24 protein-coding genes are annotated in these 24254 nt (G+C 46.1%); 9 read left to right on the top strand and 15 right to left on the bottom strand.

From position 1 onward, the window contains the following. Positions 1-181: 181 nt before the first annotated feature. Positions 182-1981, bottom strand: coding sequence for a cation:proton antiporter (locus NB463_RS04065; RefSeq protein WP_005395287.1), 1800 nt, complete (start codon positions 1979-1981; stop codon positions 182-184). Positions 1982-2428: 447 nt separating this feature from the next. Between NB463_RS04065 and NB463_RS04060 the strand changes: the two genes are divergently transcribed. Further along, the gene (locus NB463_RS04060) at positions 2429-5059 is read left to right on the top strand and encodes a DUF2339 domain-containing protein (protein WP_405054834.1); all 2631 of its coding nucleotides are present in this window, start codon (positions 2429-2431) and stop codon (positions 5057-5059) included. Positions 5060-5147: 88 nt separating this feature from the next. Here the strand turns inward: NB463_RS04060 and NB463_RS04055 are convergent, their stop codons facing one another. The 12 genes from NB463_RS04055 to flgB are packed head-to-tail and all read right to left on the bottom strand — an operon-like array spanning position 5148 to position 15138. Further along, the gene (locus tag NB463_RS04055; RefSeq protein ID WP_012842382.1) at positions 5148-6188 is read right to left on the bottom strand and encodes a hypothetical protein; all 1041 of its coding nucleotides are present in this window, start codon (positions 6186-6188) and stop codon (positions 5148-5150) included. 17 nt (positions 6189-6205) lie between these two features. Then, a complete protein-coding gene (gene flgL, locus NB463_RS04050; RefSeq protein ID WP_258431861.1) occupies positions 6206-7105 on the bottom strand; it encodes a flagellar hook-associated protein FlgL in 900 nt (299 codons plus the stop codon). Between the two features lie 11 nt (positions 7106-7116). Next, the gene (flgK, locus tag NB463_RS04045; RefSeq protein WP_005395291.1) at positions 7117-8490 is read right to left on the bottom strand and encodes a flagellar hook-associated protein FlgK; all 1374 of its coding nucleotides are present in this window, start codon (positions 8488-8490) and stop codon (positions 7117-7119) included. Then, positions 8491-9039, bottom strand: a complete 549-nt coding sequence (locus NB463_RS04040) for a rod-binding protein (RefSeq protein WP_005395292.1) — start codon at positions 9037-9039, stop codon at positions 8491-8493. Positions 9040-9049: 10 nt separating this feature from the next. Then, entirely contained in the window at positions 9050-10171 is a 1122-nt protein-coding gene (locus NB463_RS04035; RefSeq protein ID WP_258431860.1) for a flagellar basal body P-ring protein FlgI, read from the bottom strand. Further along, on the bottom strand, positions 10171-10842 hold the full coding sequence (gene flgH, locus NB463_RS04030; RefSeq protein WP_005395295.1) for a flagellar basal body L-ring protein FlgH: 672 nt from the start codon (positions 10840-10842) through the stop codon (positions 10171-10173). The genes NB463_RS04035 and flgH overlap by 1 nt, the downstream gene beginning before the upstream one ends. Before the next feature lie 32 nt (positions 10843-10874). Next, complete coding sequence (gene flgG, locus NB463_RS04025) at positions 10875-11660, bottom strand: flagellar basal-body rod protein FlgG (protein ID WP_005395297.1); 786 nt, start codon at positions 11658-11660, stop codon at positions 10875-10877. A gap of 27 nt (positions 11661-11687) precedes the next feature. Next, entirely contained in the window at positions 11688-12419 is a 732-nt protein-coding gene (gene flgF / locus NB463_RS04020) for a flagellar basal-body rod protein FlgF (protein ID WP_006741308.1), read from the bottom strand. A 12-nt stretch (positions 12420-12431) separates the two neighbouring features. Next, entirely contained in the window at positions 12432-13628 is a 1197-nt protein-coding gene (gene flgE / locus NB463_RS04015; protein WP_257081006.1) for a flagellar hook protein FlgE, read from the bottom strand. Positions 13629-13655: 27 nt separating this feature from the next. Next, positions 13656-14339: a flagellar hook assembly protein FlgD gene (flgD, locus tag NB463_RS04010; RefSeq protein WP_005395303.1), complete on the bottom strand. Its 684-nt coding sequence runs from the start codon at positions 14337-14339 to the stop codon at positions 13656-13658. Continuing rightward, entirely contained in the window at positions 14339-14773 is a 435-nt protein-coding gene (flgC, locus tag NB463_RS04005; protein ID WP_005395305.1) for a flagellar basal body rod protein FlgC, read from the bottom strand. The genes flgD and flgC overlap by 1 nt, the downstream gene beginning before the upstream one ends. A 2-nt stretch (positions 14774-14775) precedes the next feature. Further along, a complete protein-coding gene (gene flgB, locus NB463_RS04000) occupies positions 14776-15138 on the bottom strand; it encodes a flagellar basal body rod protein FlgB (RefSeq protein WP_005395306.1) in 363 nt (120 codons plus the stop codon). 77 nt (positions 15139-15215) lie between these two features. Here flgB and flgA point away from each other — a divergent pair, with 77 nt between their 5' ends. The 4 genes from flgA (at position 15216) to NB463_RS03980 (ending at position 17615) form a co-directional block, all read left to right on the top strand. Next, the gene (gene flgA, locus NB463_RS03995) at positions 15216-16013 is read left to right on the top strand and encodes a flagellar basal body P-ring formation chaperone FlgA (protein ID WP_258431859.1); all 798 of its coding nucleotides are present in this window, start codon (positions 15216-15218) and stop codon (positions 16011-16013) included. A 135-nt stretch (positions 16014-16148) separates the two neighbouring features. Then, positions 16149-16430, top strand: a complete 282-nt coding sequence (flgM, locus tag NB463_RS03990; protein WP_006741305.1) for a flagellar biosynthesis anti-sigma factor FlgM — start codon at positions 16149-16151, stop codon at positions 16428-16430. Positions 16431-16450: 20 nt separating this feature from the next. Next, positions 16451-16888, top strand: coding sequence for a flagellar export chaperone FlgN (gene flgN / locus NB463_RS03985; RefSeq protein WP_006741304.1), 438 nt, complete (start codon positions 16451-16453; stop codon positions 16886-16888). After that, positions 16869-17615 carry a lytic transglycosylase domain-containing protein gene (locus tag NB463_RS03980; protein ID WP_104970254.1) on the top strand — a complete coding sequence of 249 codons (747 nt, stop codon included), beginning with the start codon at positions 16869-16871 and terminating at the stop codon, positions 17613-17615. Before flgN ends, NB463_RS03980 begins: the two co-directional genes overlap by 20 nt. 436 nt (positions 17616-18051) lie before the next feature. Here the strand turns inward: NB463_RS03980 and NB463_RS03975 are convergent, their stop codons facing one another. Then, positions 18052-18570 carry an NUDIX hydrolase gene (locus NB463_RS03975; protein ID WP_258431856.1) on the bottom strand — a complete coding sequence of 173 codons (519 nt, stop codon included), beginning with the start codon at positions 18568-18570 and terminating at the stop codon, positions 18052-18054. 278 nt (positions 18571-18848) lie between these two features. Between NB463_RS03975 and NB463_RS03970 the strand changes: the two genes are divergently transcribed. After that, positions 18849-19115 (top strand): putative hemolysin, encoded by a 267-nt coding sequence (locus NB463_RS03970; protein ID WP_005395313.1) that lies wholly within the window; start codon positions 18849-18851, stop codon positions 19113-19115. 249 nt (positions 19116-19364) lie between these two features. Further along, complete coding sequence (locus NB463_RS03965; RefSeq protein WP_048624711.1) at positions 19365-20021, top strand: hypothetical protein; 657 nt, start codon at positions 19365-19367, stop codon at positions 20019-20021. Here the strand turns inward: NB463_RS03965 and NB463_RS03960 are convergent. Beyond that, positions 20011-20853, bottom strand: a complete 843-nt coding sequence (locus tag NB463_RS03960; RefSeq protein WP_258431855.1) for a YdcF family protein — start codon at positions 20851-20853, stop codon at positions 20011-20013. The two genes, NB463_RS03965 and NB463_RS03960, sit on opposite strands and share 11 nt — an antisense overlap. 131 nt (positions 20854-20984) lie before the next feature. Between NB463_RS03960 and NB463_RS03955 the strand changes: the two genes are divergently transcribed. Both NB463_RS03955 and NB463_RS03950 read left to right on the top strand, forming a co-directional pair. Continuing rightward, positions 20985-22355, top strand: a complete 1371-nt coding sequence (locus NB463_RS03955; protein WP_258431854.1) for an L-serine ammonia-lyase — start codon at positions 20985-20987, stop codon at positions 22353-22355. A gap of 334 nt (positions 22356-22689) precedes the next feature. Beyond that, complete coding sequence (locus NB463_RS03950; protein ID WP_258431853.1) at positions 22690-24186, top strand: peptide MFS transporter; 1497 nt, start codon at positions 22690-22692, stop codon at positions 24184-24186. The last annotated feature ends 68 nt before the right edge of the window (positions 24187-24254 follow it).

Genomic DNA, 24254 nt, shown 5'->3' with positions numbered 1-24254 from the left:
TGCGAATTTTCTGAATTCACGAGATTACTTTTCCGAAACCAGTAATGAATCACGACTTACTCTGACATTATAGGAAGAGAAACTCGCCTTCTGTTTTAAACAAGCAGGCGAGTGTTTCTCCAAGTTGAAGTAATCAGCGTGCGAGACACCACGATAAAAATGGGCCGCATACTTCTCTAATTTACTTTGCGCTTTCTGACAGAATCAGAGACACAACGGTGCTTGTGGTGGTTGGAGCAAACTGCTCAGGGTCATCACAGAATTGAATTTTCCCTTTTTCTTCAACGTGGAACAACGGTACTACCGAGTTCCCTTTGTGGTGCGCTAAGTAGTCTTGATACGTAAAGTTGTCGCTCAATTTCGTGTGTTTTATCTCTGCACCGCGGCTCAATAAACTGGCCAGCTGCGTATAGCTTACGTTACCGCCCATCAGCAATTTACCGTGGTACTCCTGAGCCACGGAGTGCTTCTCGCTACCATTGCCGTTGGTTTTCACTTTTTGCAAGCAGTGAACTTTATCTTCACCAAACTCGTCGACAAATTGCATGCAAGCCATAATGTTGAAATGCTGATCAGGCGTTAATGCAACGACTTGTCCCACCCCTATCAGGTTCAAATTGTCATCTGCGTGACTAGAAATCGGATTCCCGTAGTAGTAATCCAGCCCCAACATACGAACTTGACTGATGTACTCCCAGTTAGAATCGGTCATCAATATGCGGCGGTCATAACGTGCCAACGCTTGACCAATTTCTCTGGCTACTCGGTTAGCACCAATCAACAAGAAGCCGCGTGGCGCTGGCTCCGCGACGCCCAACATCAATGCGACAGGACGTGCCGTTGCACTTTGTAAAACAACCGTTCCGATGATCACCATGAAGGTCATAGGAACCAGTAAAATCGCTTCATCAATACCGTATTCGGTCAATTTGATCGCGAAAAGAGACGAAATAGAGGCAGCGACAATACCGCGCGGTGCAACCCAAGACAGAAACAGTTTATCTTTAAGTCTCAAGTTACTGCGGATGGTTGAGAGGAAAATCGACAACGGACGCGACACCAACTGCATAAATACAAACAGCAATAACGCGCCACTACCCAGCGCAGCAAAATCATCCAAGCTGATGCGTGCAGCAAGGAAAATAAATAGGCCGGTGATCAGCAATATGGTCAAGTGCTCTTTAAAGTGCAGAATTTGTTGAATATTGATGCCCTTTGCGTTGGCAAGCCACATACCCATTACAGTAACCGTGAGTAATCCGGCTTCAGACTCAATATGGTTGGAGACGGAAAATACGCCGAGCACGATCATCAAAACCGCAAATGGCTGCAAGTATTCCGGTAGCCACGCACGGCGCATAATCGTTGCGACTGCTGCGCCAGAGGCCGCACCAAGAATGACGCCCACGGCAATGAGCGTCCCGAACACTTCGACGCTATTTATCGCGCTGTGCGATACGATGAACTCATAAACCATCACAACAAAAAGCGCACCGAGTGGATCAATCAAGATCCCCTCCCAACGCAATATATTAGCAAGCGTACTGTTAGGTCTTACCGTCCGAAGAAGTGGCACGATCACCGTCGGACCTGTTACCACGGTTAAGCTGCCGAACAACATGGCGAGCTCCCAAGTAAAACCGAGGAAATAGTGCGTCGCAATACTGGTTGCTGCCCACGAAATGATGGCCCCGATGGAAACGATACTCCAGACTGAGCCACTCACACCGCGAATTTCTTTAAAGTTTAGGGTCAAGCTGCCTTCGAAAAGAATCACCGCAACCGCCAATGAAACCAACGGAAAGAGCAAATTCCCTAAAATCTCATCTGGATTTAACCACTGCATAAATGGCCCGACAATCAACCCAGCTAGCAGCAAAAATAAAATCGCTGGTAAGCGCAATCGCCATGCCAACCACTGACAACCTAAACCAATGACCCCAACCGCTGATAGAACCAGCGCTTCATTACCCACTTGCATTAATCATTACCTGTTTTGTCTTTTTTCGCGTGAATGCGCTATACCCAAATAACCTCGGGCGTGCGGTTCAATAAGCATGACTTGGCATGCAGACTAAACGGCTTACCTTCGACTCTTCGACAGCATGCCTCTGAAATGCACATTTTTGAGGTCACTTGGGTATCGCATCAGAATTATGAATATAGTTGAACCCCAATGACTTAACGACTCATTTCTGTTCATCAGATCTTAAAGTGACACACAAGTATGTCGCTTTGTCGAATTCATCATTACGCATTGAGTTTCATTATGTAGAATGATTCTTAAAGAAAGCGCGGAACCTAGCACTATATGAAGCTAAGGCAAAGCGCTTGGACTAAGCTTTAGCGTACGTGCTCAAAGTTAAGAATCGTGTGTCACGCGACGTACGCAGGGAGAAATGGATTGTACGTAATACTAGCACTGTTCATGGCGTTGCTCGCCATCCTCATCGGAGTGAAAGCCGCCAACCGAGCAGCACTTTTAGAAAAAGAGCTAACCAAACTTCGTGAAGAGGTAACATCACTGCGAGTCAGTCTAAATAAGGACTCGAACCAACCAACGCGCCAACAATCCAGCGTTGAAGAGGTAGCAAAAGAAGCAAACTCCTCATCCTCTAAGGAGCATGACCCGATTACCGACCGAGCATCTTATCCAAACACAACACATCAAGCTCAATACCAGACAAGCGAAGTTCAACTGGACGTTTTTAGTCAAGAACAAGAGTCTATATTACCAAGTAGAGTGCAGAGTCTGTTTAGCAACATTCAAGAAAACTGGTTGGTTTGGGTGGGCGCGCTGGCAATGCTAATTGGTGGGGGGTATCTCGTACAGGTTATTGGTAGTCACATTGAGTTTTCGCCACTTATGCGTGTGTCCTTTGCGTTTGTACTCTCGTTACTTATGGTGCTTGTTGGCGAATGGTTCCACCGCAAAGAACAACAAAATCCTCAACGAGCAACACGAGCCCAAGGCTTTACTTATGTGCCTGCCGCCGTTACCGGAACCGGGCTAACTGGCATTTACTGCACGGTTATCTTTGCGTTTGTTGTTTATCAAATGCTGACACCTAGTGTCTCGCTTATCATCTTAGCCGCTGCCGCATTTTGCAGCTTGGCTCTATCTTTACAGCAAGGGCCGTTGATGGCGGTGCTTGGTCTGATTGGTGGATATACCGCACCGTTATGGATTGGTGGAAGCGAGCCTAATTACTTCTTATTAGCTGGGTATATCAGCGCGATCTCGGTCGCGGCAACATTGCTAATGCAAAAAGTGCGTAGTGCATGGATTTCTCCAAGCATCGCGCTTCCACATGTTGTTTGGATGCTGTTGCTCATTGAAAGCATGCCGCTTGAGACGCTTTTTTCTTGGCTGGCTATTTATCTCTCCATTACGCTCTATCTTATTTTCGCCGTTCCAAGACTGGGTTGGACACTCAATCCTCGTTCTCATCAATGCCAGAATAAGTGGACAAATCCGCCGACCGCTACCTCTCTCGCGATTGCGTTATTGACCTTTTCGGCTGTCACTAGAATGCCAGAATTGGACACACTGCAAATGGTGTACTGTTATGCGCTGCTCGTTGCGACAGTATGGCTCCCAGCGGTTCGCACAGGTTGGTCATTGCGCGTATTTTTGCCTTCCATATTGGTCTCTGCGACCGCACTTGTTGTCCTCACTGTCGCGTTTGACGCTTTGTATATGCCAGAACATGGTGCCAGTATCTTACTCGCATTGGCCACCAGTATTGCACTGATCTGCTGTCGAACTTATTGCCAGTCACTCAGTGACCGATCGCAACTTAGCGGCGTACTTCTGTTGGTACTGGCTCCAGCAATGAGTTTGATTACGTTGTTTTATGTCGACGAATTTATGCAAGGCTACCTGTGGCACTGGACTGCATTCTGCGCATTGGTGACCGTTTATTACGTTGTACTTGGTCAGCGCTTACATTCGCTAGCATTGGAATGTTCTGCCGTCATGCACGCTTTAATCGTAGGCGTCGCCTTTGTTTGGTTAAGCGATACCTGGTTGACGACAGCAATCTCGATACAAGTTGCGGTAATGGCGCTACAGACGCAATCAGGGTTATTTCGCCCCGCAAGTTGGGCGATTAAAGTGGCGATGGGGATACTGGTCATCCGCCTCACACTTTTACCCTTCATCCCTGAATGGCAACCCGTAGAAGCAGGACATTGGGCTTGGGTTATTGTGAGTTACCTACCGTCTCTCATCATCCTGCTCTATGCTCGAGCCACGCTAAAGCAAGTGGACCTCGAACTGACCAACTGGTTTGAAGGCGCATTTTTGCATGTATTCTTAATGGCGCTATTCACCCAAACCAACTACTGGTTAACTGGGCAGTACGGCTATTTGGGACACCTTGATTTCACAAGCGCCATCGTTTTTGCTAACCAAGCGTTGGTTATGGGTTTGGTGTACAGCTACCGTAGCCAATTTGCACAACGCTTAAGCCGCATCTATGAAGCCTACAGCTACCTGCTTTGGTGTGCCTTCGCATTGCTGATAATTTTGCTTAATACGGCAGAGTCGCCATTGGTGACTGACAACGTCTCAGCCCAAGCTCTTCCCGTTATTAATATGCTAAGCGTCGGCTGGTTGCTGCCAGCTTGCATCCTACTTATCGCAACCTTTAGAGGCTGGAATACGTTACATGTTCATCGATTTGCGGTTGCTAGCCTAGGCTTTGCACTTGCTGCTATTTGGTTAGGTATGTCTATCCGTCAATTCTGGCAAACCACATCCATGATGTTGTACCAACCGACCAGCATGGCAGAACTGTTCAGTTATTCAGTAGCAGGTTTGCTCGTGGGTGGATTGCTTACTTGGCGCGGTGTGACACACAGAGGGTTGATGATGCAGCGCGTGGGTCTAGTGGTTTTAGCTTTTGTCGCACTCAAAGTATTCTTATGGGATGTTAGTTCTCTGGATGGGTTCTGGAGAGCAATCAGCTTCTTAGGTTTAGGAGCATCTTTAATCGCGCTTGGGTGGTTATTCCAGAAATTGAATCGCTCGGTGGCAAAAGCACTCGAACCATAAACGAATTAAAGAGAGATTCCCGACAATGCACCGTTCTCGTTATTGGGGGGCGATAGCGATGCAAAGCCGGGAATCATTGGAGTGTTCGTTATTTTAGCAACGCAACAACCGTATGACGACGCACGTTTGCTTGTGCATTCAACGCTTGAAAAGTCGAGGTAAACTCACCAGACTTCTGCACAAAACCATCCAGTTTTGCATTCACATCATCCACAGAAAGCTGCGCGGTTTTATTTTGAATTGAGCGCATTTGAGTATTCAACTCTCCATGAAATGCTTTCGCTTCCTGCAAGCTCGTTTGCACTTGTCTTAGGTGCTGGTTCACTTTGGCAATCGTCTGTTTCATGCCATCGCGTGACGCCAAATCAAACCCAAGTTCTGCAATACCATCTGGCTCTGACTTTAGATTTAGAACGTTCGGCTGGCCCGCAGGAAAACGGTGCCCTTCGCCCGTGACCATCACTTTCTGCTGCATTTGCTGATAAGCGTTGTCTCTGGCTTCAAATAAAATGCTGCCATCGTCAGCTAATGAGGCACGCATCCCTAAAGCAATCAAGCTTCGGTCAAGCATTTTGACAGTTCGAGCACCATCGGCTTGTCCATCGAACTGAATCATTACCGCTTGACCCTGAGGGAAATCCAAACGAATTTGCTCAGCCTTGTCACTTAAGCGATGCACGTTCAAGCCAGGAATAGAAAAGCGACGAATGTCTGCTTTATCTAGCTTTAAATGCAGTTCGTTGTTGAGCACTTTCTGGCCGTCGAAACGAGCATGCTCCACAACGTTCTGAATGGTGGCTTTAGAACGAACCAATGTATCCTGCAAGCCAGGTACATTTTGTACGCCTTGATTCACCGCTTGCGTCAAGCCACGTTTAATTTGAGTCAGCTCTTTGCCAATCACCTGCAACGATTTCGATGCGATCTGCACTGCCGTCGCTTGCTGCTGACCCTGGGTCAGTTGAATCCCAGAGACAGAGTAGGCTGACGCAGTGTCAGCCTGAACTTGCGCCGGGCGCGGTTTAATTGCAGTACTTGAGTCTGCAGAACGGGTCGGCATGATAGAGGCTTGTTCTTGCCCACCCAAGCGTATGCTATGGGGTCTGACCTCTACTGTACTCATTACCATAAAAGAACTTCCTAACCTTATAGACGGTCAAACAACGATAGATCATTGATCTTTACATAGCTCGCTTGCGTTGCTTGCAAAGCCGCCATGTAATTGCTCAAGCGTACCGATGCTTCACCGTAATCCAGAGCTGAGAGGTCACCTGATACTTTATCGACGAACAGTTTATTCTCACCATGAGCACCGCCAACCAAATCTAGGTTATTGTGTCGGCCACCAATCTCCGTCATCGTGCCAAGTACGCTTGCCAACGTATCATCAATGGCACTCAGGCTTGCGTCCACTTCGGCTTGGAAATTCGGACTCGGGTTCTCAAATTCTGTAATTAGATTATTAATTTGATCCAGTACGTTTTTGCCGCCACCAAGGTCCAAAATGTCCTTTGCCGTCATGTTGGAACCCATCGTTACGCCTTTCGCAATCGTCACGACACGTTTATCGCTGTTGCCCTCGATGACATAACTACCGCTTGCACTGTTTATAGCAGGGGTGTCAGTTTTGGTGCCTGAAAATAGGTAATGTCCTTCTTCATCCTGAGCATTGAAAGACGACTCAATTGAATCACGATAGCTCTTTAGCTCCGTGATCATACCGGTACGGTCTTGATCAGTCAGTGAGCCATTCGCGCCCCATAATGCAATATCACGCATGCTCATTAGGCTCTCTTTCACTGAGTCTAAATGTGTTTCTTGACTCGAAAGCGTGGTTTTGACGTTTGCGATATTGTTTTGATATTGGGCGATGGCACTGTTTTCACGATCCAAATTAAGCAGCTTAATCGATGCCATTGGATCGTCAGATAGTTTAGTTAGACGCTCACCTGTCGTCATTTGTTGTAGCACGTGCCCCAGACCTGCATTGTTACCTTGCAGGCTTTGCAGCATCATTTGGCTAAATTGATTGTCACTGATTCGCATCTGGGTTTCCTTTAGAATAACTGCAATACAGAATCGAACAGCTGATTCGCTGTGCTGATCACTTTCATGTTGGCATTGTGTGCATTAGCAAACGTCATTAAGTTAGCCGCTTCTTCATCACTGTTAACGGCACTCACATTGTCACGAGCCGCATGTGCTTGCTTGTTCATGGCTAACTTAGCTTGGTAATCGGCGTCTGCTTGGCGTGCTTTAATCGCGGTTTGACCCACCATAGAACTGAATGCGTCATTCAAACTCACTGAGCCATAGCCAGTCACAGAAACAGGCTTGTTGCTTAAATTAATCAACGACTGCAATACATCCGCATTACCTGGCGTACCATCACTTGAAAACGCAAGCTCACCTGGAGTCAACTCAGTGATATCCAAACTTGCCGCTGGGTTGGCAGGGTCGTAACTGAACAATGGTTTACCTGGGTTACCATTTAAATCTTGTCCAGTAGCGAGCACAGCGTTGTATTCATCCGCTAATGCTTTCGCCATGTCATTCAAAGCCAATTGGTTTGGTTTTAATACATCGGTTTGATAATCGTTAATCGCACCTAATTTGCCACCAAGAGAGTCACCAATCGCAAAACTTTGGCTTGAGAATGTTACGTGTAAGTCTGCTACGTAAGGGTCACTAGGGTCTGGAACGGCTGCGAGTTTGCCATGGTCCGTGCCCATCACAAGTGGCTGACCAGAGGTCAACGTTACCTGAACACTGCCGTCAGGCTGTTCTGTTGTTCTGATTTCGATGGTTTGAGATAACTCGCCGATCAATTTATCTCGTTCATCCATAAGTTGCGATGGGTTGCCGCCTGTTCCTTGCATTTCAACCAGCTGCTTGTTTACCTTCGCGATGTTTTCCATGAGGCTATTCGCGTGGTTGAGTGCCGCATTACGCTGATCGCTCATATCTTTATGTTGATTGTGCAAAGACTCGGTCAGCGTATTAAAGCGGCGTGCCAACGCTTCAGATTCGTTGATGATTTGTTGACGGTAAGGGATCGACTCAGGCTTAACCGTGGCATCGTTAAGCGCAGCGTTTAGAGAGTCCAAACCAGCAGAAATACTGAAGCCATCGGCCCCTAGCGTATTTTCCAATTGGCTCATGTTGCTGGTGTAACCAGAAGCGTACGCCGCCATACTGTTAGTTGACCACGTTTGCTTAATCAGAAATTGGTCTGTAACGCGGCGAATGCTGGTGACCTCTACCCCTAGACCAGGGCTTAAGCGGTTAGCTTTTCCGTCATCGACTGATGCCATCAATGCTTGTTGACGGCTGTAGCCCACAGTATTCACGTTCGCCACGTTTTGTGCCGTTACGTCTAAGGCCACGCGGTTCGCGCCTAAACCTGAAAGGGCAATATTAACTAGGTTCATTTACAGCTCCATTTTCCTGATCAACGGCTGAGAAAACGCGGTAGTCATACCGGCCTCACCGAGCACCTGTTTTACAGAGGCGACGGCTTGAGAGGCGGTATTAAATAAGCTCGAGTTCCCCTCAATCTCGTTAGCATCAAGCTGTGAGATAGATTCAGAATTCGCACCTTTACCATCGTTTGCAGATGAGATGTTACGCGCAGCATCAAAGGCGACTTCGCGCATAGAGGGGCTAAGTTGCTGGATGAGCATATTGGCAATGCCAGAGCTCTGCTTTTTTGCCAGTTCCATTGCCAGTTGCCCATCGTACATATCGCGGAAAACACCTTGCTGTTGGCTCGCAAACGGGCTGTCTTTATCCGCTAGAACATCGCTGCTGCTGCGCATTTGACGCAGCACCATTTGTAAAAACATCGCCTCAAATTGACCCGCCACTACTTCAAGCGCGCCTTCCTGATCTCGACTCTGCTTGATGTTGGCAAGTGCGCTGTTGTCGTGATACAGCATCGAATTCAGTTGAGTTTGTTCATTGGTACTGTCTAGTTTCATCCTTAACTCCTTAAATCACGACCAATTCAGCGTTCAATGCACCCGCTTCGCTCAGTGCTTGCAGGATAGACATTAAGTCAGTAGGTGTGGCACCTAAGCTGTTTACCGCAGTCACAATAGTGTTGAGCTCCGTGCCTGGAGGCCAAATCACCATTTGAGCTAAATCTTCGTTCACATCAAGATCCGTTTGGTTAACGACTTTCGTATCGCCATTTGCAAACGCATTTGGCTGACTGACTTGTTGTGATTCAGAAATTCGCACGGTTAAGTTGCCATGGCTCACTGCTGCCTCACTAACTTTGACACTCTTACCGATCACGACCGTTCCCGTACGAGAGTTAAAGACAATTCGAGCCGGCTTGCGGCCTTCCACGACGCTCATTTCTTCAAGCATCGACATCATCACTACGCGCTGTTGGGTATCTTTTGGTGCACGCATATCAATGCGCGCTTTATTGATCGCAACAGCAACGTTAGGCCCAAAAGTGTTGTTGATTTCACGCGCGATATTTTTTGCCGTCGTGAAGCTTGGTTTACGCAGGTTTAAGGTGACTTCATCACGCTGGTTGAAATCAGTTTTGATTTCTCTCTCTAACGTCGCACCATTCGGGACGCGACCTGCCGTTGGCGTGTTAACTTCGACTTTGGAGCCACTTCGCCCTTCTGCAGATAAACCGCCCACCACGACGTTTCCTTGTGCAATGGCATACACTTCACCATCAATACCGCGTAAAGGCGTCAACAATAGCGTACCGCCACGGAGGCTTTTCGCGTCACCAATTGAAGACACGACCACGTCCAAAGTTTGTCCGGGGCCCGCCATTGGATCAACGGACGCTGTCACGCTCACAGAAGCCACATTTCGTAGCTTAGGGTTCATACTGTCATCAATTTGAACCCCAAACTGACGAAGCATGTTGGTGATAGATTGAGAAGTAAATTTCACTTGGTTTCGGTCACCCTGGCCAGCTAAGCCAACCACCAAACCATAACCAACCAATTGGTTTTCTCGAATGCCGCGTACATCGACCAAGTCCATGATCGGAATTTCCACTTCAGCATGTGAAGTGGTTGGTAATCCCAAGGTCAACACCAATAGGAAAGACGTAAAGAAAGATTGCATTGTCTTCATTAGAAAGGTACCCATGGGCTGTTGAAGAATTGAGTTAGCCATCCGGCTGCGTTGCTGTCAGCCAGAGCTCCGCGACCTGCGTAAGTAATTCGTGCATCAGCAATTCGTTGAGAAGAAACTTGGTTGCTGCGATTAATATCATCCACACGAACAATGCCAGTGAGACGAATAAACTCATCTCCCTGGTTAAGGCGCAGCCATTTTTCGCCACTGATACGCAATACACCATTAGGTAACACCTCGTGTACCGTTACGGTGATAGCACCTTGCAGCTTGTTACCCTGTGAGCTTGAAGCGCTGCCATCAAAGTTGCGGCTGCCATCGACACTAACCCCTAGCTCATCGAACGTTTTCGTTCCAATGGTCGGCGCCGCGAAATTAACCGCTGAACTTTTGCCAAACTTAGTACCCGCTTTTTTGCTCGATGAGGTTTCTTCTGATAGTTGAACCGTTAACACATCGCCAACTCGGTAAGCACGACGATCCTGAAACAGGGTCATCGTGTATTGGTGACGATAAAGGCTACCAGACTGGGTTTCCGGCAACGTGTAATCGAGCGTTGGTGGTGCGTATTCCTCGGCATTTGGCTCAGGCGGAATAAATTCCTGACGGCCGGCACATCCCACCAGCAACACGGCGGCTACTGCCCAACTCTTAGAAAGCCATTTCATTGCTTTTTCCTTCATCATCACCAATTTCATACTTACATTGATTGCGAAACAAACTTCAGCATGTCATCTGCAGCAGAGACCACTTTCGCATTCATCTCATACGCACGTTGAGTCGTGATCATGTCGACCATCTCTTCCACTACTTGTACGTTTGAACCTTCCAATGCACCTTGCTTGATGAGGCCTGCGCCATCTTCACCAGCAATCAGTTCATCTGCCGGGCCGCTGGCTTCCGTTTCACGGAACAAGTTACCACCCACAGCCTCTAAGCCTGCTGGGTTAATGAATTTTGCGAGTGTGATTTGACCAAGCTGCTGTGGCGTTGGATCGTCCGCCGTCGTTGTTGTTACCGTGCCATCAACACCAACAGAGAATGAAGAGGCATTATCTGGGATCTGAATTTGTGGCTCTAACGGCAAGCCTTGGCTGTTAACCATCAAGCCTTCAGAGTTGACATGGAACTGACCATTACGTGTGTACATGATCTGTCCATCCGAGTTTTCGATTTGAAAGAAACCCTGTCCCATAACGGCAAGGTCCAACTCTTGTGTTGTATTTTGAGTGTTACCTTGCGTAAACACTTTTTGCGTACCAACTACGCGAACACCACTACCTAGCTGAATACCACTTGGCAACTCGTTAACTTGGTCTACTTGAGCACCAGGTTGACGCTGAATGCTGTAGAAAAGGTCTTCGAATACAACTCGGTCACGCTTAAAGCCAACTGTATTTACGTTCGCTAGGTTGTTAGAAATGGCAGTCATTTTCGTGTCCTGCGCTGCCATGCCTGTTTTACTTACCCATAATGCTGAATGCATTTTTTATTACTCCTTGCGGGGCGAGACTTATCTCGCCGCCATTAATTTATTACCAGCTTGTGCCAACGTCTCGGCCGTTTTCATCATGCGAACTTGCATCTCGAAGTTACGCGTCAACGACATCACGCTAATCAACTCATCAATGGCAGATACGTTACTGCCCTCAATGTGCTCAGGAGAAAGTTGCACGGTTTCATCGGCAGCGAATGGCACGCCATCTACACTGTGCAGTAGGCTGTCACTCTCTTTTTGAAGTTGGTTCATTTCTGGTTTAACCAACTTCAACGTTCCCGCGACGATTTCTGCGCCACCACCTGGTGGAATCACAGATACTTGACCACGCTCGCTAATTTCAATCTTTTGATAATCAGGCACAACCAAAGGCCCATTTTCACCAAGAACAGGAAAACCGTTGATGGTCATGGCACCAAAAGTGTCGACTTGGATATTGCCCGCTCGCGTGTACGCTTCGTTACCCGCAGGGGTTTCAACAGCGAGATAACCCTCACCCATGATGGCGACATCCAACGGGCGTCCCGTTTTCATAATGTCGCCAGAATCAAAGCGCGTTGAGGCAGAGTTGGTCACAACCATAGTGCGACCATCAAAACCTGGGCCTTGCATTTCTACACTGCGCACGCGCTCCATATCCGCTCGAAAGCCAGCAGTATCAGCGTTTGATAAGTTGTTTGAACGCACGTGCTGAGCCTTAAGAACTCGACTCGCACCTGACGTTGCAGTAAATAACAAGCTATCCATGCAAAACTCCCATTACACCGCGTTAAACAAAGCTTGAGTTAGCTTGTCGCTGGTAGAGATGGTTTTCGCGTTTGCTTGGTAGTTACGCTGTGCGGTCATAAGCGCCACAAGCTCACTGGTTAGGTCAACGTTAGAACCTTCTAGCGCACCTGGGGTTAAATCACCCAACGTACCTGAACCAGGGACACCCGTGATTGGCGCACCAGAGCTGAAGCTTTGAGTCCACGCCGTACCACTCACTTTTGCTAAACCTTGTGTGTTGGCGAAGTCTGCAAGTATAACTTGACCTTGCAGCTGTGATTGGCCGTTATTGTAGGTCGCGTAAACCATGCCATTACCTTCAACGCGTACACCTGTAAGCTTACCGGATGTGTAACCATTCGGGCTGTTAGTACTTACGCCGAATTTCGCACCAAACTGCGTGCTGCCTTTCAAGTTAATGTCGACACTCATCGCGTTTGCGCCTGCCGCAGGGAATGAAACATTAAACGGAGCCGTCGGTGAAGAAAGCGAACCGTCTTTGTCAAACGTTACTGGCACCGTTGTCACTGGTGTTGCGCCACCATCCACTTGAACATTCACTTCCCAAGAGTTAGAAGCGGTCTTAGTGAAGTACTGGGTTACCGTGTGCGAGTTGCCCAGCGAGTCATAGACTTTTGTGGTGTAAGACGTATTGAATGAGTTTGAATCGTCCGGATTGAACGGCGTTACCGTTTTATCAATGGCAGACACACTTGCATCAAAGTTTGCAACAAAATCAACACCGTCTGTCGCTTTTGCACTCAGTGATGACGTAGATACTTGGATATTGCCCACAGAGCCTGTCATCAGGTTGTTGTTGCTATCCACACTGTAACCTTGCAGTTTTGCGCCACTGTTGGCCGTAATAAAGTTGTCCTTATCCCTTGAGAATACACCTGAACGCGTGTAGAGCGTTTGACCCATGTTGTCTTTAGTGACAAAGAAGCCACCGCCGTTAATTGCTAGGTCCATATTACGGCCTGTCCCTGAGATACTGCCGTCTTTGTCGAAGTTCTGTGAAATTGACGCGACTTCTACACCACCAGGTTGCATGCCGTTGTATACTGCGGAGAATTCTGTGCGGCCACCTTTAAAACCATACGTTGATGCGTTGGCAATGTTGTGACTGATTGTGTTTAGCTCTGTGTTGGTCGCGTCCAGACCACTTAGTGCGATGTTAAAACTCATAAAAAGACCTCTGATTTCCCTATTTGGTTAAGCACCAAACTGAGTGATTTGATAGAAAGGAACGTTGCCAACGCCATGGACATTGACTAATGCTGCGCCGCCAGTGTTTGGAATACGCACTTGCTCAACAGTGCCAGCCATAAGCACATTTGGACTTGCTTGCCCTTCTTGCACTTCTACTGCCACTGAGTATTTGCCTGGTTTAAGACCAAGTTCTTCAGGATTAATTGAAAAGTCGACGTCACCTTTGCCGTGAGCACCTAATGGCACTTTAGTGGATTGACCAAACTCATCTTTCACAACTAACGTCACTTGGTTTGAGCTATGAGCGAGTTCGATTTTTCCGTTCTGTACGCCTTCACCAAGCTCAAATTCTTTGGAATTGACGTAAACAGTTTGTCCGACGAGCCCCGCTGTCGATAGCACTTGCATGTTGTCGAGGAGAATCATGCTCTGTTGCATTGTCTTGGACATATTCTCGGTACTTTGAACTTGAGAGAATTGAGCCAACTGACCAACGTATTCCGTGCCATCAAGTGGGTTAAGTGGATCTTGGTTTTGGATCTGCGCCACCATCAAAGAAATGAATTCGTTCTCTAATGAAGAAGCACTGTTCATATCTTTAGGGTTTGGTGCAATGCCATTGTTCTCTTTTGCTTTAGTGCTCACCGGAGCATCAGACGATAAAGGTGTATATTGTGCGAGACTCATTAACTGCCCTGCCCTAATCTAAGCAGACCTTGCTGCATACTTTTCACATTTGATAACACTTCAACATTGGTTTCGAAGCTACGTGTCGCTGACATCATGTCTGCCATTTCAGCCACGACATCGATATCTGGGTAATACACATAACCTTCACCATTAGCCAACGGGTTGTTTGGCTCAAAGCGTTTCTCGGCTTCTCCCGCATTTTTCACAACGTCAACAATGCGAACTTCAGCATTGGGATAAACCCCGTTTTCCGTCGTCAACTGCGCTTTTTGGTACACAGTCGCGAATACAGGCTTCAGCGCTTTATAAGCGTCATCTGGATTTGCAGACACCGCGTCCGCGTTAGCTAAGTTACTGGCGACCGTGTTAAGACGCACAGTTTGTGCTGTCATCGCGGATCCAGTGATCGAGTAAATATCAGTGAATGACATAATTAACGTCCCTCAATCGCTTTCGTTAAGCCATTAAATTTCATGTTGAGAAACGTCAGGCTAGTTTGAAAGTCCATGTTGTTTTGCGTGAATTTCGCTTGTTCAACACCCAGTTCTACAGTGTTGCCATCTTTGCTGTTCTGGTAAGGCACCGAGTATTGGGCCTGAACCTGAAACTTAGGCACTGGTTTGTTCACACCGCCTGCAGCCACCTGGTTCATTACGGTGGTGAAACTTAGGTCTTTCGCCAAATACCCAGGGGTGTCAACATTTGCTAGGTTACTGGCAAGGACTTTGGTACGCTGAACGCGAAAATTAAGTGCCTCTGGATGTACACCTAAAGCATTTTCAAATGTGATCGCCATGCATCTTCCTTACAGTTGGCTCGAATACGCCAACATACAAACAAGATGCGTGCCATAAAAAATAGCTATATATATCAATGATTTACAAACAAGGATGGAAGCCAAACTTCCGGCTCACGGAAAGCATTAAAAGCAAGGGGAAAGTGCTTACTTCCTCAACATTAATGCTAACTCTGCTTGCTCTAATACCAGGACAAACTTTCGCCAACCCCTCTGGCAGAACCCTAAGCGTTGAGGAGATAAAATCTGTTGTAGCAGAGCATTTCAAACAAGAAGTGGCCCAAAATGCTCACTCTAACCAGTGGGGAGAATACCAACTGGATTTCGACATGTGGGTACCAGGCTCGGCGAATCACCTACCTGAGTGTGAGTCGCCTCTGGTCATCACTGGTCGCGACAATCAAGCGTTGCCAGTTGGAAACCTTAAGCGCTCAGTAAGTTGCGATGACATCGCTTCACCCTGGCGAATTAACATCACGATAAAATCTTCTCTGACACTGCCTGTCTTGGTTGCCACAACCACGGTCGGTCGAAATGAAGTTGTGACTGCCAAGCACGTTAAACTGGAAACGCGCACCATCTCGCGACAAGACGATTTTTATACTCGCCCAGGACAAGCAATAGGCTTAGAAACCTCTCGCCGTTTACGTGCAGGGCAAGTGGTCAACCCATCCAATTTATCGGCTCCCCCTTTAATCGAAAAAGGCAATGAAGTCATAGTGATTGCGAGCAAAAATGGATTTAGCGCCAGCACGAAAGGAGTCGCCTTAGAAGATGGTGCGAAAGGGCAACAAATTGAAGTAGAAAACCTAAGTTCTGGCAAGGTCATTAGAGCTGTCGTAACCGGGTTAAACCAGGTTCATACTCAATTTTGATTTTGGACTCAGAGTAACATTTTTTAATTTTGGCTCTCGTCAGTAACGCTGAATTTCGAGTACAAAAAAAATATTTAATGTTTATCACATCCTAACCGCCTACTTAATTTAGAACATGATGATGAGGACCACAGCATGAAAATCGACAAAGTCGCGGGCGGTCATGTCCCACAAACAAAATTACAGCAAGCAAGCAAACAGCCTGTCGACGTCGTCGAACAGAGCAAAGTACACGAGCCTGCATTTCAAGCGAATACCGTAGCGATAGATCGCGCTCAAGCTGAAATGGCATCACTACCTGATGTTGATATGGAAAAAGTAGAACAAGTACGTAACGCATTAGCGCGTGGCGAACTTAGCCTAGATACAAAAGCACTATCAAAGGCGATCATGCAATTCCATACAGGTCACGAGTAATAACACACTAGGAAGAGATCATGGCAAGCGCAGTATCGCAGCGAATTCAACAATTTATTCGCTCAATACCTGAGGATATCAAGCTCTATCAACAACTTATCCCTTTGCTTCAACAGCAAAAAACGTTGTACTTAAAGTTTGATGGTGAGGCACTGAGCAATAATGTTCAGAAACAAATGCCAATACTCAATAAACTTAGCCGCTCAGCCAGTGATAGAAGCCAGTGTATGCGAGAGCTGGGGTTAGCGTGTAATGACGCCAGCGTAAAACGAATTTTCAATGCTTTGCCTGCCCAAATAGGTATGCAAGCTAGAAAACAATGGGCGCTATTGGAAACGTTGGTAAGTCAGTGCCAACAATACAATCAGAGCAATGGCCACAGCTCTGCGGCGTTCCATGAGTTGGTCAGTCAACTCAAACAACCTGTGCAACACACTTATGAAGATAAATCGTTCTAAACGATGTTCGTCTTGCCTACAGATTCAGTCGCCATCTCGGCTGAGTACTGTAGGCCTTTTTATTTTTATCGCCTTACTATCCTGCCTTTCAATCACCAGTCAGGCGAAACCAAGCCCAGCTGATATTCAAACGCAATATCAAGTTTTAGCCCCATACAAACCACAAATTGCCAAGCGTCTCGATTCATCCAGCCTGGTGATTCATCATATTTTCAAACAACTGCAAAGCCACTCTTTACCAAAGAGTCTAGCCTTAGTGCCAATGTTGGAATCCTCTTACAACCCCAAAGCCGTTTCTCATGCCAACGCCGCCGGACTTTGGCAACTGATACCAGCAACAGCTCAACGATTCGGGTTGACCGTAGATACAAAACAAGACGATCGCTTTGATACAGAAGCAAGCACAGCTGCAGCACTCAAGTATCTGACGTTTTTATACAACAAATTCGATCAAAACATGGCGCTGACATTAGCGGCCTACAATGCAGGTGAAGGGCGTGTCGCACGCGCTATTCAGCGAGCAGGCAGTAACGACTTTCAGAAGCTCACACTACCTAAAGAGACTCGCCAATACGTTAGTCGATTCTTCGCGCTGGAAAAGTTGATAGATATCGGTCAGTTACAATCCTCATCATTTCAACCTTTACTCTTATTTGCTTCAGATGCTCCGATGGTTTCGCAACCGCTGATCGACTTTAGTCCACTACCTCCGTTGGTCAATTTGTGATAAAAATCACGACAAAATCCAATGTCAGAAAAACGTAAAATTACAAGATCGTGTTCGGCCAATTTGAAAACTCGTGATCTCTATGCAAACGTGTGCAAAAAAGTTGAGGTAAGGTATCTCAAAGATAAGAAAGAGTAGTGGTTTATTAAAAGGTACCCAAATTGCGCTTGCCAATTGGGTAGATATGCGTCACATTGCGTTTGCAAAAAACATGAAAACCAATGGTTGGACCTAATAATTATTTACACACTAAATGTAAAACAGCTATTGTTTTCATAGTTCGAAACAAATTTAAAATATCAAGATGACGCTTCGCTTGCGCGTCTGGAATAAGTCCGGGTTCCGGGGGGGAGTCCGGACTTTTTTTATCGATTTAAAAGCTGACCTATCAACAGAACAATGAGTGGGTAAGTCACTATGAGGCAAGCTAAGTTATTTATAGTAATTCTTTAGAAATCAACTGAAGCAAAAACGTTTCGCGCTCGATGCTCGTGCCTTTTTTCGGGCTTTCTGCCATGGTCTTTTCATTGTGCGCTATCGCTTCGTGAATGTTCATCCATACTGGACGCATTCCATTTTTAACTTCATAGTCTTCATAAGCCGTTTCGCCTAGCTCACGATCAATTTTACATGTATAGCAATACGACACCATGTGCATTACGTCAGCGTCGTCTTTGTACCAAGGACGAAACTCCTCAAAGATTCCGAAAGGCTTAATACCATGGATATTCTGCGCGCCGGTTTCTTCTTCCAGTTCACGAACTAGTCCAGCAATCACATCTTCACCATCATCAATACCACCACCTGGCAAAGTGTAGTCATGGTAACGCTCTGTATAGAGCAACAACACATCTTCACCATCTAGTACGATGGCGCGTGCCGCATTGCGCTGGAAAATAATTTTGTCGTCCAAGTGCTCAATGTCCGGATGAACGGTCGATTTTAAGTGTCTCATCGAAAATACCACTGTCATGTTTTGCGCGCATATTACCGAACTTCACGCTTTAAATCATCGTTGTCGGTCCAAATGCGTTCAAGACATTGATTTGAACGTAACGGTTCTAACCTTCGTAACAATCCGCAACAAATAGAAGTGTGACGTGATAACCAGTAAAAGATGAGAATATCTAAATTCTTATACGTCCCTCTTACTTTTAACATCGATAAGACAATAATCTCTGAAAGTTGCCTATAATCAATACAATACTCGCCCACCCCATGCGGAGATAAAGAATGAAAAAGACAAATTTAATGATGGCTATGGCTGCAACGTTGGTACTGGCTGGTTGTTCAACTTACGAAGGTGCCACTCGCTCGACTGAGTATACCTCCGTCGCAAATCCTGCAGCCGTTTACTGTGTTCAGCAAGGTGGTGAGTTGGATACCGTTTCGGAAAATGGCGAACGTGTGACTTACTGCGTGCTGTCTGACGATAACCGTGTCGAGCAATGGGAATACTATCGCGACAATCATAAAGAAAGTGAGAGTGGCGACTACTAAATTTTTTTGTCGACACGTTAGATTCCCTCTATCACTTAGGAGCCTTTAGGCTCCTTTTTTATTTGATTTATCAAAACTTTCTCACTTCATTTTTACATACCTCTGACTTTACCGCACATCGATACTATATCGAACAGTGTTCTATTCTTGACATTCCTCTGACATAACTTTCCACTTGGACAATAAAATTCCAAACACAGATCACACTAATTCACATTTCTTCCACATTTTCTGGAACAGGTGAGCAAGATGAAAACACAAATAGTAAAAGAAGCCGAGTCAGCCCCAAGCAACGTTGTTACTGAAGAGTCAAAGCGCATCATTTATAAATCGAGTTTAAGTGCATTGATGATTGTCGCTATCAGTATTCTCGTTAACCTCAGTCTTCGCCTTGATTATGTCGTGTTGGGTTCAAGCCTTGGTGAGCTTTCCATAACAGAAACACTCCAGCTTGTGATGCTCGCGATTGCGTCATGGTCATTTTTTAGCCTATCCAAACAACAGCCTCAGCTAAAGCATGCGGCCATTTTGATTGCCGGCTTTTTCGCGGTGCTCATTATTCGTGAAACAGACTATTGGACAGACATGATTCGTCATGGTTCTTGGGTTTTCCCTGCGCTAGCTGTCACCGCACTGGCTTGCGCCAAAGCTTACCAAGGTGGTAAAGGTACCATGAACGAAATGGCGACCATCTTAACGGTTCCCCACATGAAACTGTTAATTGGTGCCGTGATGCTATTGTTGGTCTTCTCTCGCTTGTATGGCATGGGCAGTTTTTGGCAACAAGTGATGGACGAGAACTACATCCGTGATGTTAAAAATATTTCGGAAGAAGGCATGGAACTCCTTTGCTACTGTTTGATCGCATTGAGCGCAGTCCGCACAAAACGCGAACTTAATGAATAGACTCAGGATCCAAGCGGCGGTTCAATGCAGTTAATATCGGATGAACGATCCTTAACGCTTGTTCCGCAGCTCCTACAGATTCATCCAAGGCCGTCATTTCGATGGCCTTTTTCATATCTTCAATCTGTTGCAAACTATCTTTATCGATTGGTAAAGCGAGCAATTGCTGAATGGTATGTCTCGCGATCATAAGCGGCTTCTTTCGGACAACCGATAAGTCTCGTAAAAATGCTCCCTGCTTGACCCCTTCTAAATAAACTCGGTAAGTCGTGAGTTCATCCAGTAATAAAAATGCCGCCGCCACAGGCCCTTTATGTGGGTATGGTACGCTGATATGTTTGTTGATATCCAAGGGTAAGTTGAGAGTAACGCCCATGGAGGCGCACTCAGATTTTAGTACTCGTAATAATCCCTGCTCATCCATCAAGGTTTGGATTTCTATGATTCGCTCAAGGTGGTAGTCATTCGACAACAAGGTGACCTCAACCGGACGCGCTGACCATAACTGGAACAAACCACTATCACACAAAACGCGAGAAGCGTAACGCATGTTCTGAAACGTATTCAAAGAGCGATTTTCTAAAAGTACTTGATGTTCAGGGAACGGATGCACAGCGGCCGCATTTAGAGATTTAAAATAACTGTACATTGCATCTGCTTCAGAAATGCGTTGACCTTGCGTTAATCCACCACAAAAAATAATCGCCGTTCGCTCTGTCGGCAATGACGCAATCACATTAGATAACGCTTCGACTCTTGTTACCCCCTCAACGGTCAATCTGCTATTGACGAGGCGTTTACCTAAAACGATGACCACATTGTCTAACTTCATTTCAAAATCTCGCGCTTAGTTGGCAGTGTTACAAAAATCTTCTTTCACTCCCGGCCTACAGGCTTTAACATCTAGTTAACAACACTGTTCTAGAGACCTTTATAAAGGTTCACTGCTAAAGGAAGTCAATTATGCTGTCGATTTTCGATATATTTAAGATTGGTGTCGGGCCTTCTAGCTCCCACACTAATGGTCCTATGCTTGCCGGATTCCATTTCACTCAACTAGTTAGCGACTCTATGGCGAAAGTGCATCGGGTGCAAGTGGACCTTTATGGCTCATTATCGCTCACTGGTAGAGGGCACCACACAGACCGAGCCACTGTCCTTGGTTTGATGGGAAATAAACCCGATACGATCAAAATGAGTAGCGCTAAAAGTGCGCTACAAAATACTATAGACAACAACACGCTGCTGCTCGCTGGTACGCACCAGATTGAGTTTAGCTACGACCATGACATCGTCTTTCATAGTGACAACCTTCCCCTGCATGAAAACGGAATGACGATTACTGCACTAGACGCTGCGGGAGACCAAGTGGCGTTTGAAATTTATTATTCCATCGGAGGTGGGTTCATCGCCACCGCTCACGAACTAGAAAACGGCACGCAACAAGATGAAGTCGCGGTACCATTTCCTTTCACATCAGCGGATGAGATGCTGGAAAAAGCCGAGACTAACGGTTTTAGTTTGGGAGGTATGATTCTACAAAACGAGCTGGCATTCCGCTCAGATGAAGAAATTAGCCAAAGAGCAGAACAAATTTGGAAAGTGATGTCGCTCTGCATGCAACGTGGTTTCGATACGGAAGGGATTTTAGAAGGTGGTCTCAATATCACTCGTCGTGCACCAAATCTTTTGAAGAAGCTCGAAGCTAACGCTGCAGTTGAGAATGATCCAATGGAGATCATGGATTGGATTAACCTCTTTGCCTTTGCGGTTAGCGAAGAAAATGCAGCTGGAGGACAAGTCGTTACTTCTCCAACTAATGGCGCTGCAGGGGTTATTCCGGCGGTATTGATGTACTACCATCGCTTCATCAAAGAGCTTGATATTAAACAGCTGAAAGATTTTCTCGCAGTCGCTGGCGCTATCGGCATCTTATATAAAACTAACGCGTCAATTTCCGGCGCCGAAGTGGGTTGTCAGGGAGAGGTCGGGGTTTCTTCATCCATGGCAGCCGCTGGTTTAACGGCGCTCAGAGGCGGCAGTAACGAGCAGATTTGTATTGCTGCGGAAATTGCGATGGAGCATTCATTAGGAATGACTTGTGACCCGATCGGCGGCTTGGTTCAAGTGCCTTGCATTGAAAGAAATGCCATGGGCGCAATGAAAGCCATTAATGCCTCACGTATGGCATTAAAGCGCACGAGCAAATGCCTTATTTCATTAGATAAAGTTATCGAAACCATGTATCAAACTGGTAAAGATATGAACAAAAAATACCGTGAAACTTCCTTAGGTGGCTTGGCCGTCATTCATATGGCACCGCCATGCGAATAGTCAAATAAGCCCGCTATATCATTGCTGGCGATGCACTTCGTCAGCAATTTCCTTTCTCGCAAGACCTCTTTTTATTTACCAGTAATCCTATAAACCCCCCTTCGGTCTCAATTAGTAACAAATACAACAAAATTAAACAAAAACAGAATCAAGCACTGCTTTATTCAAATTGATCCAGAACAACACATTAGCATTTAGCCACCTAAGCATTAGAAAATATAGTGCAGCATTTCCACGTTATGCGACAATTATTTCAATACTCAATCTTTCGTTTCATTACTATTTAATAGAAATAACAATACCTACCTTTCTCCGCTAATGTGAGTACAAAATTATGTGGAATAAACTCAATAAATCCATGATGTTCTGCCAAATGATGTTTGGCTTATCATTTTACGGTGTATTAGTAAGTCTAACTCGATTTTTTCTAGAGGTTCTAAATTACAACGAAGCCGATACGATGATGATCGTTGGTGCTTTTTCGGCGATCGGGCCACTTTTCGCGATTGCGGGCGGCTTTATTGCAGATAAGTTTTTAGGCGCTTATCGCTCACTTTCTATCGCATATTTCGCTTTTGCATCCGGTTACGTATTACTCGTGTTGGGGGCTTCTGCTTCTAACGTTCCACTTTCAATGTGTGGTATTGCGCTCGCCAGTTATGGCCGCGGCCTGATGTCACCCTCTTACCCTAGCCTCTATAAACGAACGTTCAAATCACAAGAAGATTTTGAAAAAGGATACCCAATCAATTATTCAGTGAATAATGTTGGCGCCTTTTTAGGTCAATATTTGTTCCCAATGATTGTCCTTGTGATCGGCTTTAATGGCGGTTTTACCATCTCTGCTGTTATGGCAGCAGCGGCATTGATCATGCTATTGGTATTCCGCAAAGATCTTGTTGGCGTAGCCTCTGAGCTTGATCAAAAAACCGTAAGTTTAAAAAACTGGGTACTCTTTGCATTGATTTCATTGGCAATGATCGCGTTGGTATTTTTCATGTTTTCAAACATGGATATTGGCCAAAATATCGTATACGCCATCGGAGGGGCGGCGATCGCATACTTCATATCTCTGATGCTTAAAGCAAGCAAAGCTGAGTCTTTGAAGATGGGGACCATCTTAATTGTGACCTTGCTGACAACCTGTTTCTTTGTTTACTACGGACAAATGATGACCTCGATGAACATGGTTGCTATCAACACATTAAAAGGCTCTCTATTTGGTTTTATTCCGCTCGAACCAGAAGCAGCAATGGCAATGAACCCGCTTTGGTGTATGGTTGGTGGTCCTATCGTAGCTGGCTTTTTTGGGTTGCTGGAAAAGCGCGCTATCTACCTCTCTACCGCGACAAAAATCGCCTTGGCATTTGTACTGACCGCAATAGCGTTTGGTATCTTGACGTTTGCCGTGACTACCGTGGGTGAAGATGTCGTGATCATGCCAGAAATCTTTCTCGCTATTCACTTCTTCCAGGCGATTGCAGAAGTCATCGTGGGTTCGATGGTCGTAGCGTTTATTCTTTCCGTCGCGCCGAAGCACATCGAAAACTTCTCTGTGAGCCTATTTTCTGTGGCAATCGCATTGAGCGGTATTATTGGCGCTGCATTCTCAACCTCTATCGCGTTAGAGAAAGGACAGACCATCACACAAGACATTGTACAAAACGTATATGGTGATTATTTCCAATTACTCACTGTCCTTGCTGTCGTGATGGTCGCTATCGCAATGGCAGCGTCACTCATTATTCGCAAGATGCTTGATGCGGCGAAAGAAAGCGATACTCAAGCGCAACCAGTCGAGATCGAAGCTGGGGTTGAAGTTCAAAGCTAAGTTTGATGATTTACCTATCTCAAAATATAAAAAATGCCGCGCGATATTCGCGGCATTTTCTTAACAAC

Source organism: Vibrio sp. RM-41-2B (assembly GCF_024744415.1).
GTDB classification, from domain to species: Bacteria; Pseudomonadota; Gammaproteobacteria; order Enterobacterales; family Vibrionaceae; genus Vibrio; species Vibrio diabolicus.
The sequence above is the reverse complement of the archived record's forward strand: the minus strand, read 5'-3'. Positions and strand labels throughout refer to the sequence as shown.

Bases quoted from the DNA above. Each gene is read 5' to 3' on its own strand.
- NB463_RS04065 (WP_005395287.1), bottom strand. From the start codon at position 1,981: ATGCAAGTGGGTAATGAAGCGCTGGTTCTATCAGCGGTTGGGGTCATT.
- NB463_RS04060 (WP_405054834.1), top strand. From the start codon at position 2,429: ATGGCGTTGCTCGCCATCCTCATCGGAGTGAAAGCCGCCAACCGAGCA.
- NB463_RS04055 (WP_012842382.1), bottom strand. From the start codon at position 6,188: ATGGTAATGAGTACAGTAGAGGTCAGACCCCATAGCATACGCTTGGGT.
- flgL (WP_258431861.1), bottom strand. From the start codon at position 7,105: ATGCGAATCAGTGACAATCAATTTAGCCAAATGATGCTGCAAAGCCTG.
- flgK (WP_005395291.1), bottom strand. From the start codon at position 8,490: ATGAACCTAGTTAATATTGCCCTTTCAGGTTTAGGCGCGAACCGCGTG.
- NB463_RS04040 (WP_005395292.1), bottom strand. From the start codon at position 9,039: ATGAAACTAGACAGTACCAATGAACAAACTCAACTGAATTCGATGCTG.
- NB463_RS04035 (WP_258431860.1), bottom strand. From the start codon at position 10,171: ATGAAGACAATGCAATCTTTCTTTACGTCTTTCCTATTGGTGTTGACC.
- flgH (WP_005395295.1), bottom strand. From the start codon at position 10,842: ATGAAATGGCTTTCTAAGAGTTGGGCAGTAGCCGCCGTGTTGCTGGTG.
- flgG (WP_005395297.1), bottom strand. From the start codon at position 11,660: ATGCATTCAGCATTATGGGTAAGTAAAACAGGCATGGCAGCGCAGGAC.
- flgF (WP_006741308.1), bottom strand. From the start codon at position 12,419: ATGGATAGCTTGTTATTTACTGCAACGTCAGGTGCGAGTCGAGTTCTT.
- flgE (WP_257081006.1), bottom strand. From the start codon at position 13,628: ATGAGTTTTAACATCGCACTAAGTGGTCTGGACGCGACCAACACAGAG.
- flgD (WP_005395303.1), bottom strand. From the start codon at position 14,339: ATGAGTCTCGCACAATATACACCTTTATCGTCTGATGCTCCGGTGAGC.
- flgC (WP_005395305.1), bottom strand. From the start codon at position 14,773: ATGTCATTCACTGATATTTACTCGATCACTGGATCCGCGATGACAGCA.
- flgB (WP_005395306.1), bottom strand. From the start codon at position 15,138: ATGGCGATCACATTTGAAAATGCTTTAGGTGTACATCCAGAGGCACTT.
- flgA (WP_258431859.1), top strand. From the start codon at position 15,216: ATGATTTACAAACAAGGATGGAAGCCAAACTTCCGGCTCACGGAAAGC.
- flgM (WP_006741305.1), top strand. From the start codon at position 16,149: ATGAAAATCGACAAAGTCGCGGGCGGTCATGTCCCACAAACAAAATTA.
- flgN (WP_006741304.1), top strand. From the start codon at position 16,451: ATGGCAAGCGCAGTATCGCAGCGAATTCAACAATTTATTCGCTCAATA.
- NB463_RS03980 (WP_104970254.1), top strand. From the start codon at position 16,869: ATGAAGATAAATCGTTCTAAACGATGTTCGTCTTGCCTACAGATTCAG.
- NB463_RS03975 (WP_258431856.1), bottom strand. From the start codon at position 18,570: ATGAGACACTTAAAATCGACCGTTCATCCGGACATTGAGCACTTGGAC.
- NB463_RS03970 (WP_005395313.1), top strand. From the start codon at position 18,849: ATGAAAAAGACAAATTTAATGATGGCTATGGCTGCAACGTTGGTACTG.
- NB463_RS03965 (WP_048624711.1), top strand. From the start codon at position 19,365: ATGAAAACACAAATAGTAAAAGAAGCCGAGTCAGCCCCAAGCAACGTT.
- NB463_RS03960 (WP_258431855.1), bottom strand. From the start codon at position 20,853: ATGAAGTTAGACAATGTGGTCATCGTTTTAGGTAAACGCCTCGTCAAT.
- NB463_RS03955 (WP_258431854.1), top strand. From the start codon at position 20,985: ATGCTGTCGATTTTCGATATATTTAAGATTGGTGTCGGGCCTTCTAGC.
- NB463_RS03950 (WP_258431853.1), top strand. From the start codon at position 22,690: ATGTGGAATAAACTCAATAAATCCATGATGTTCTGCCAAATGATGTTT.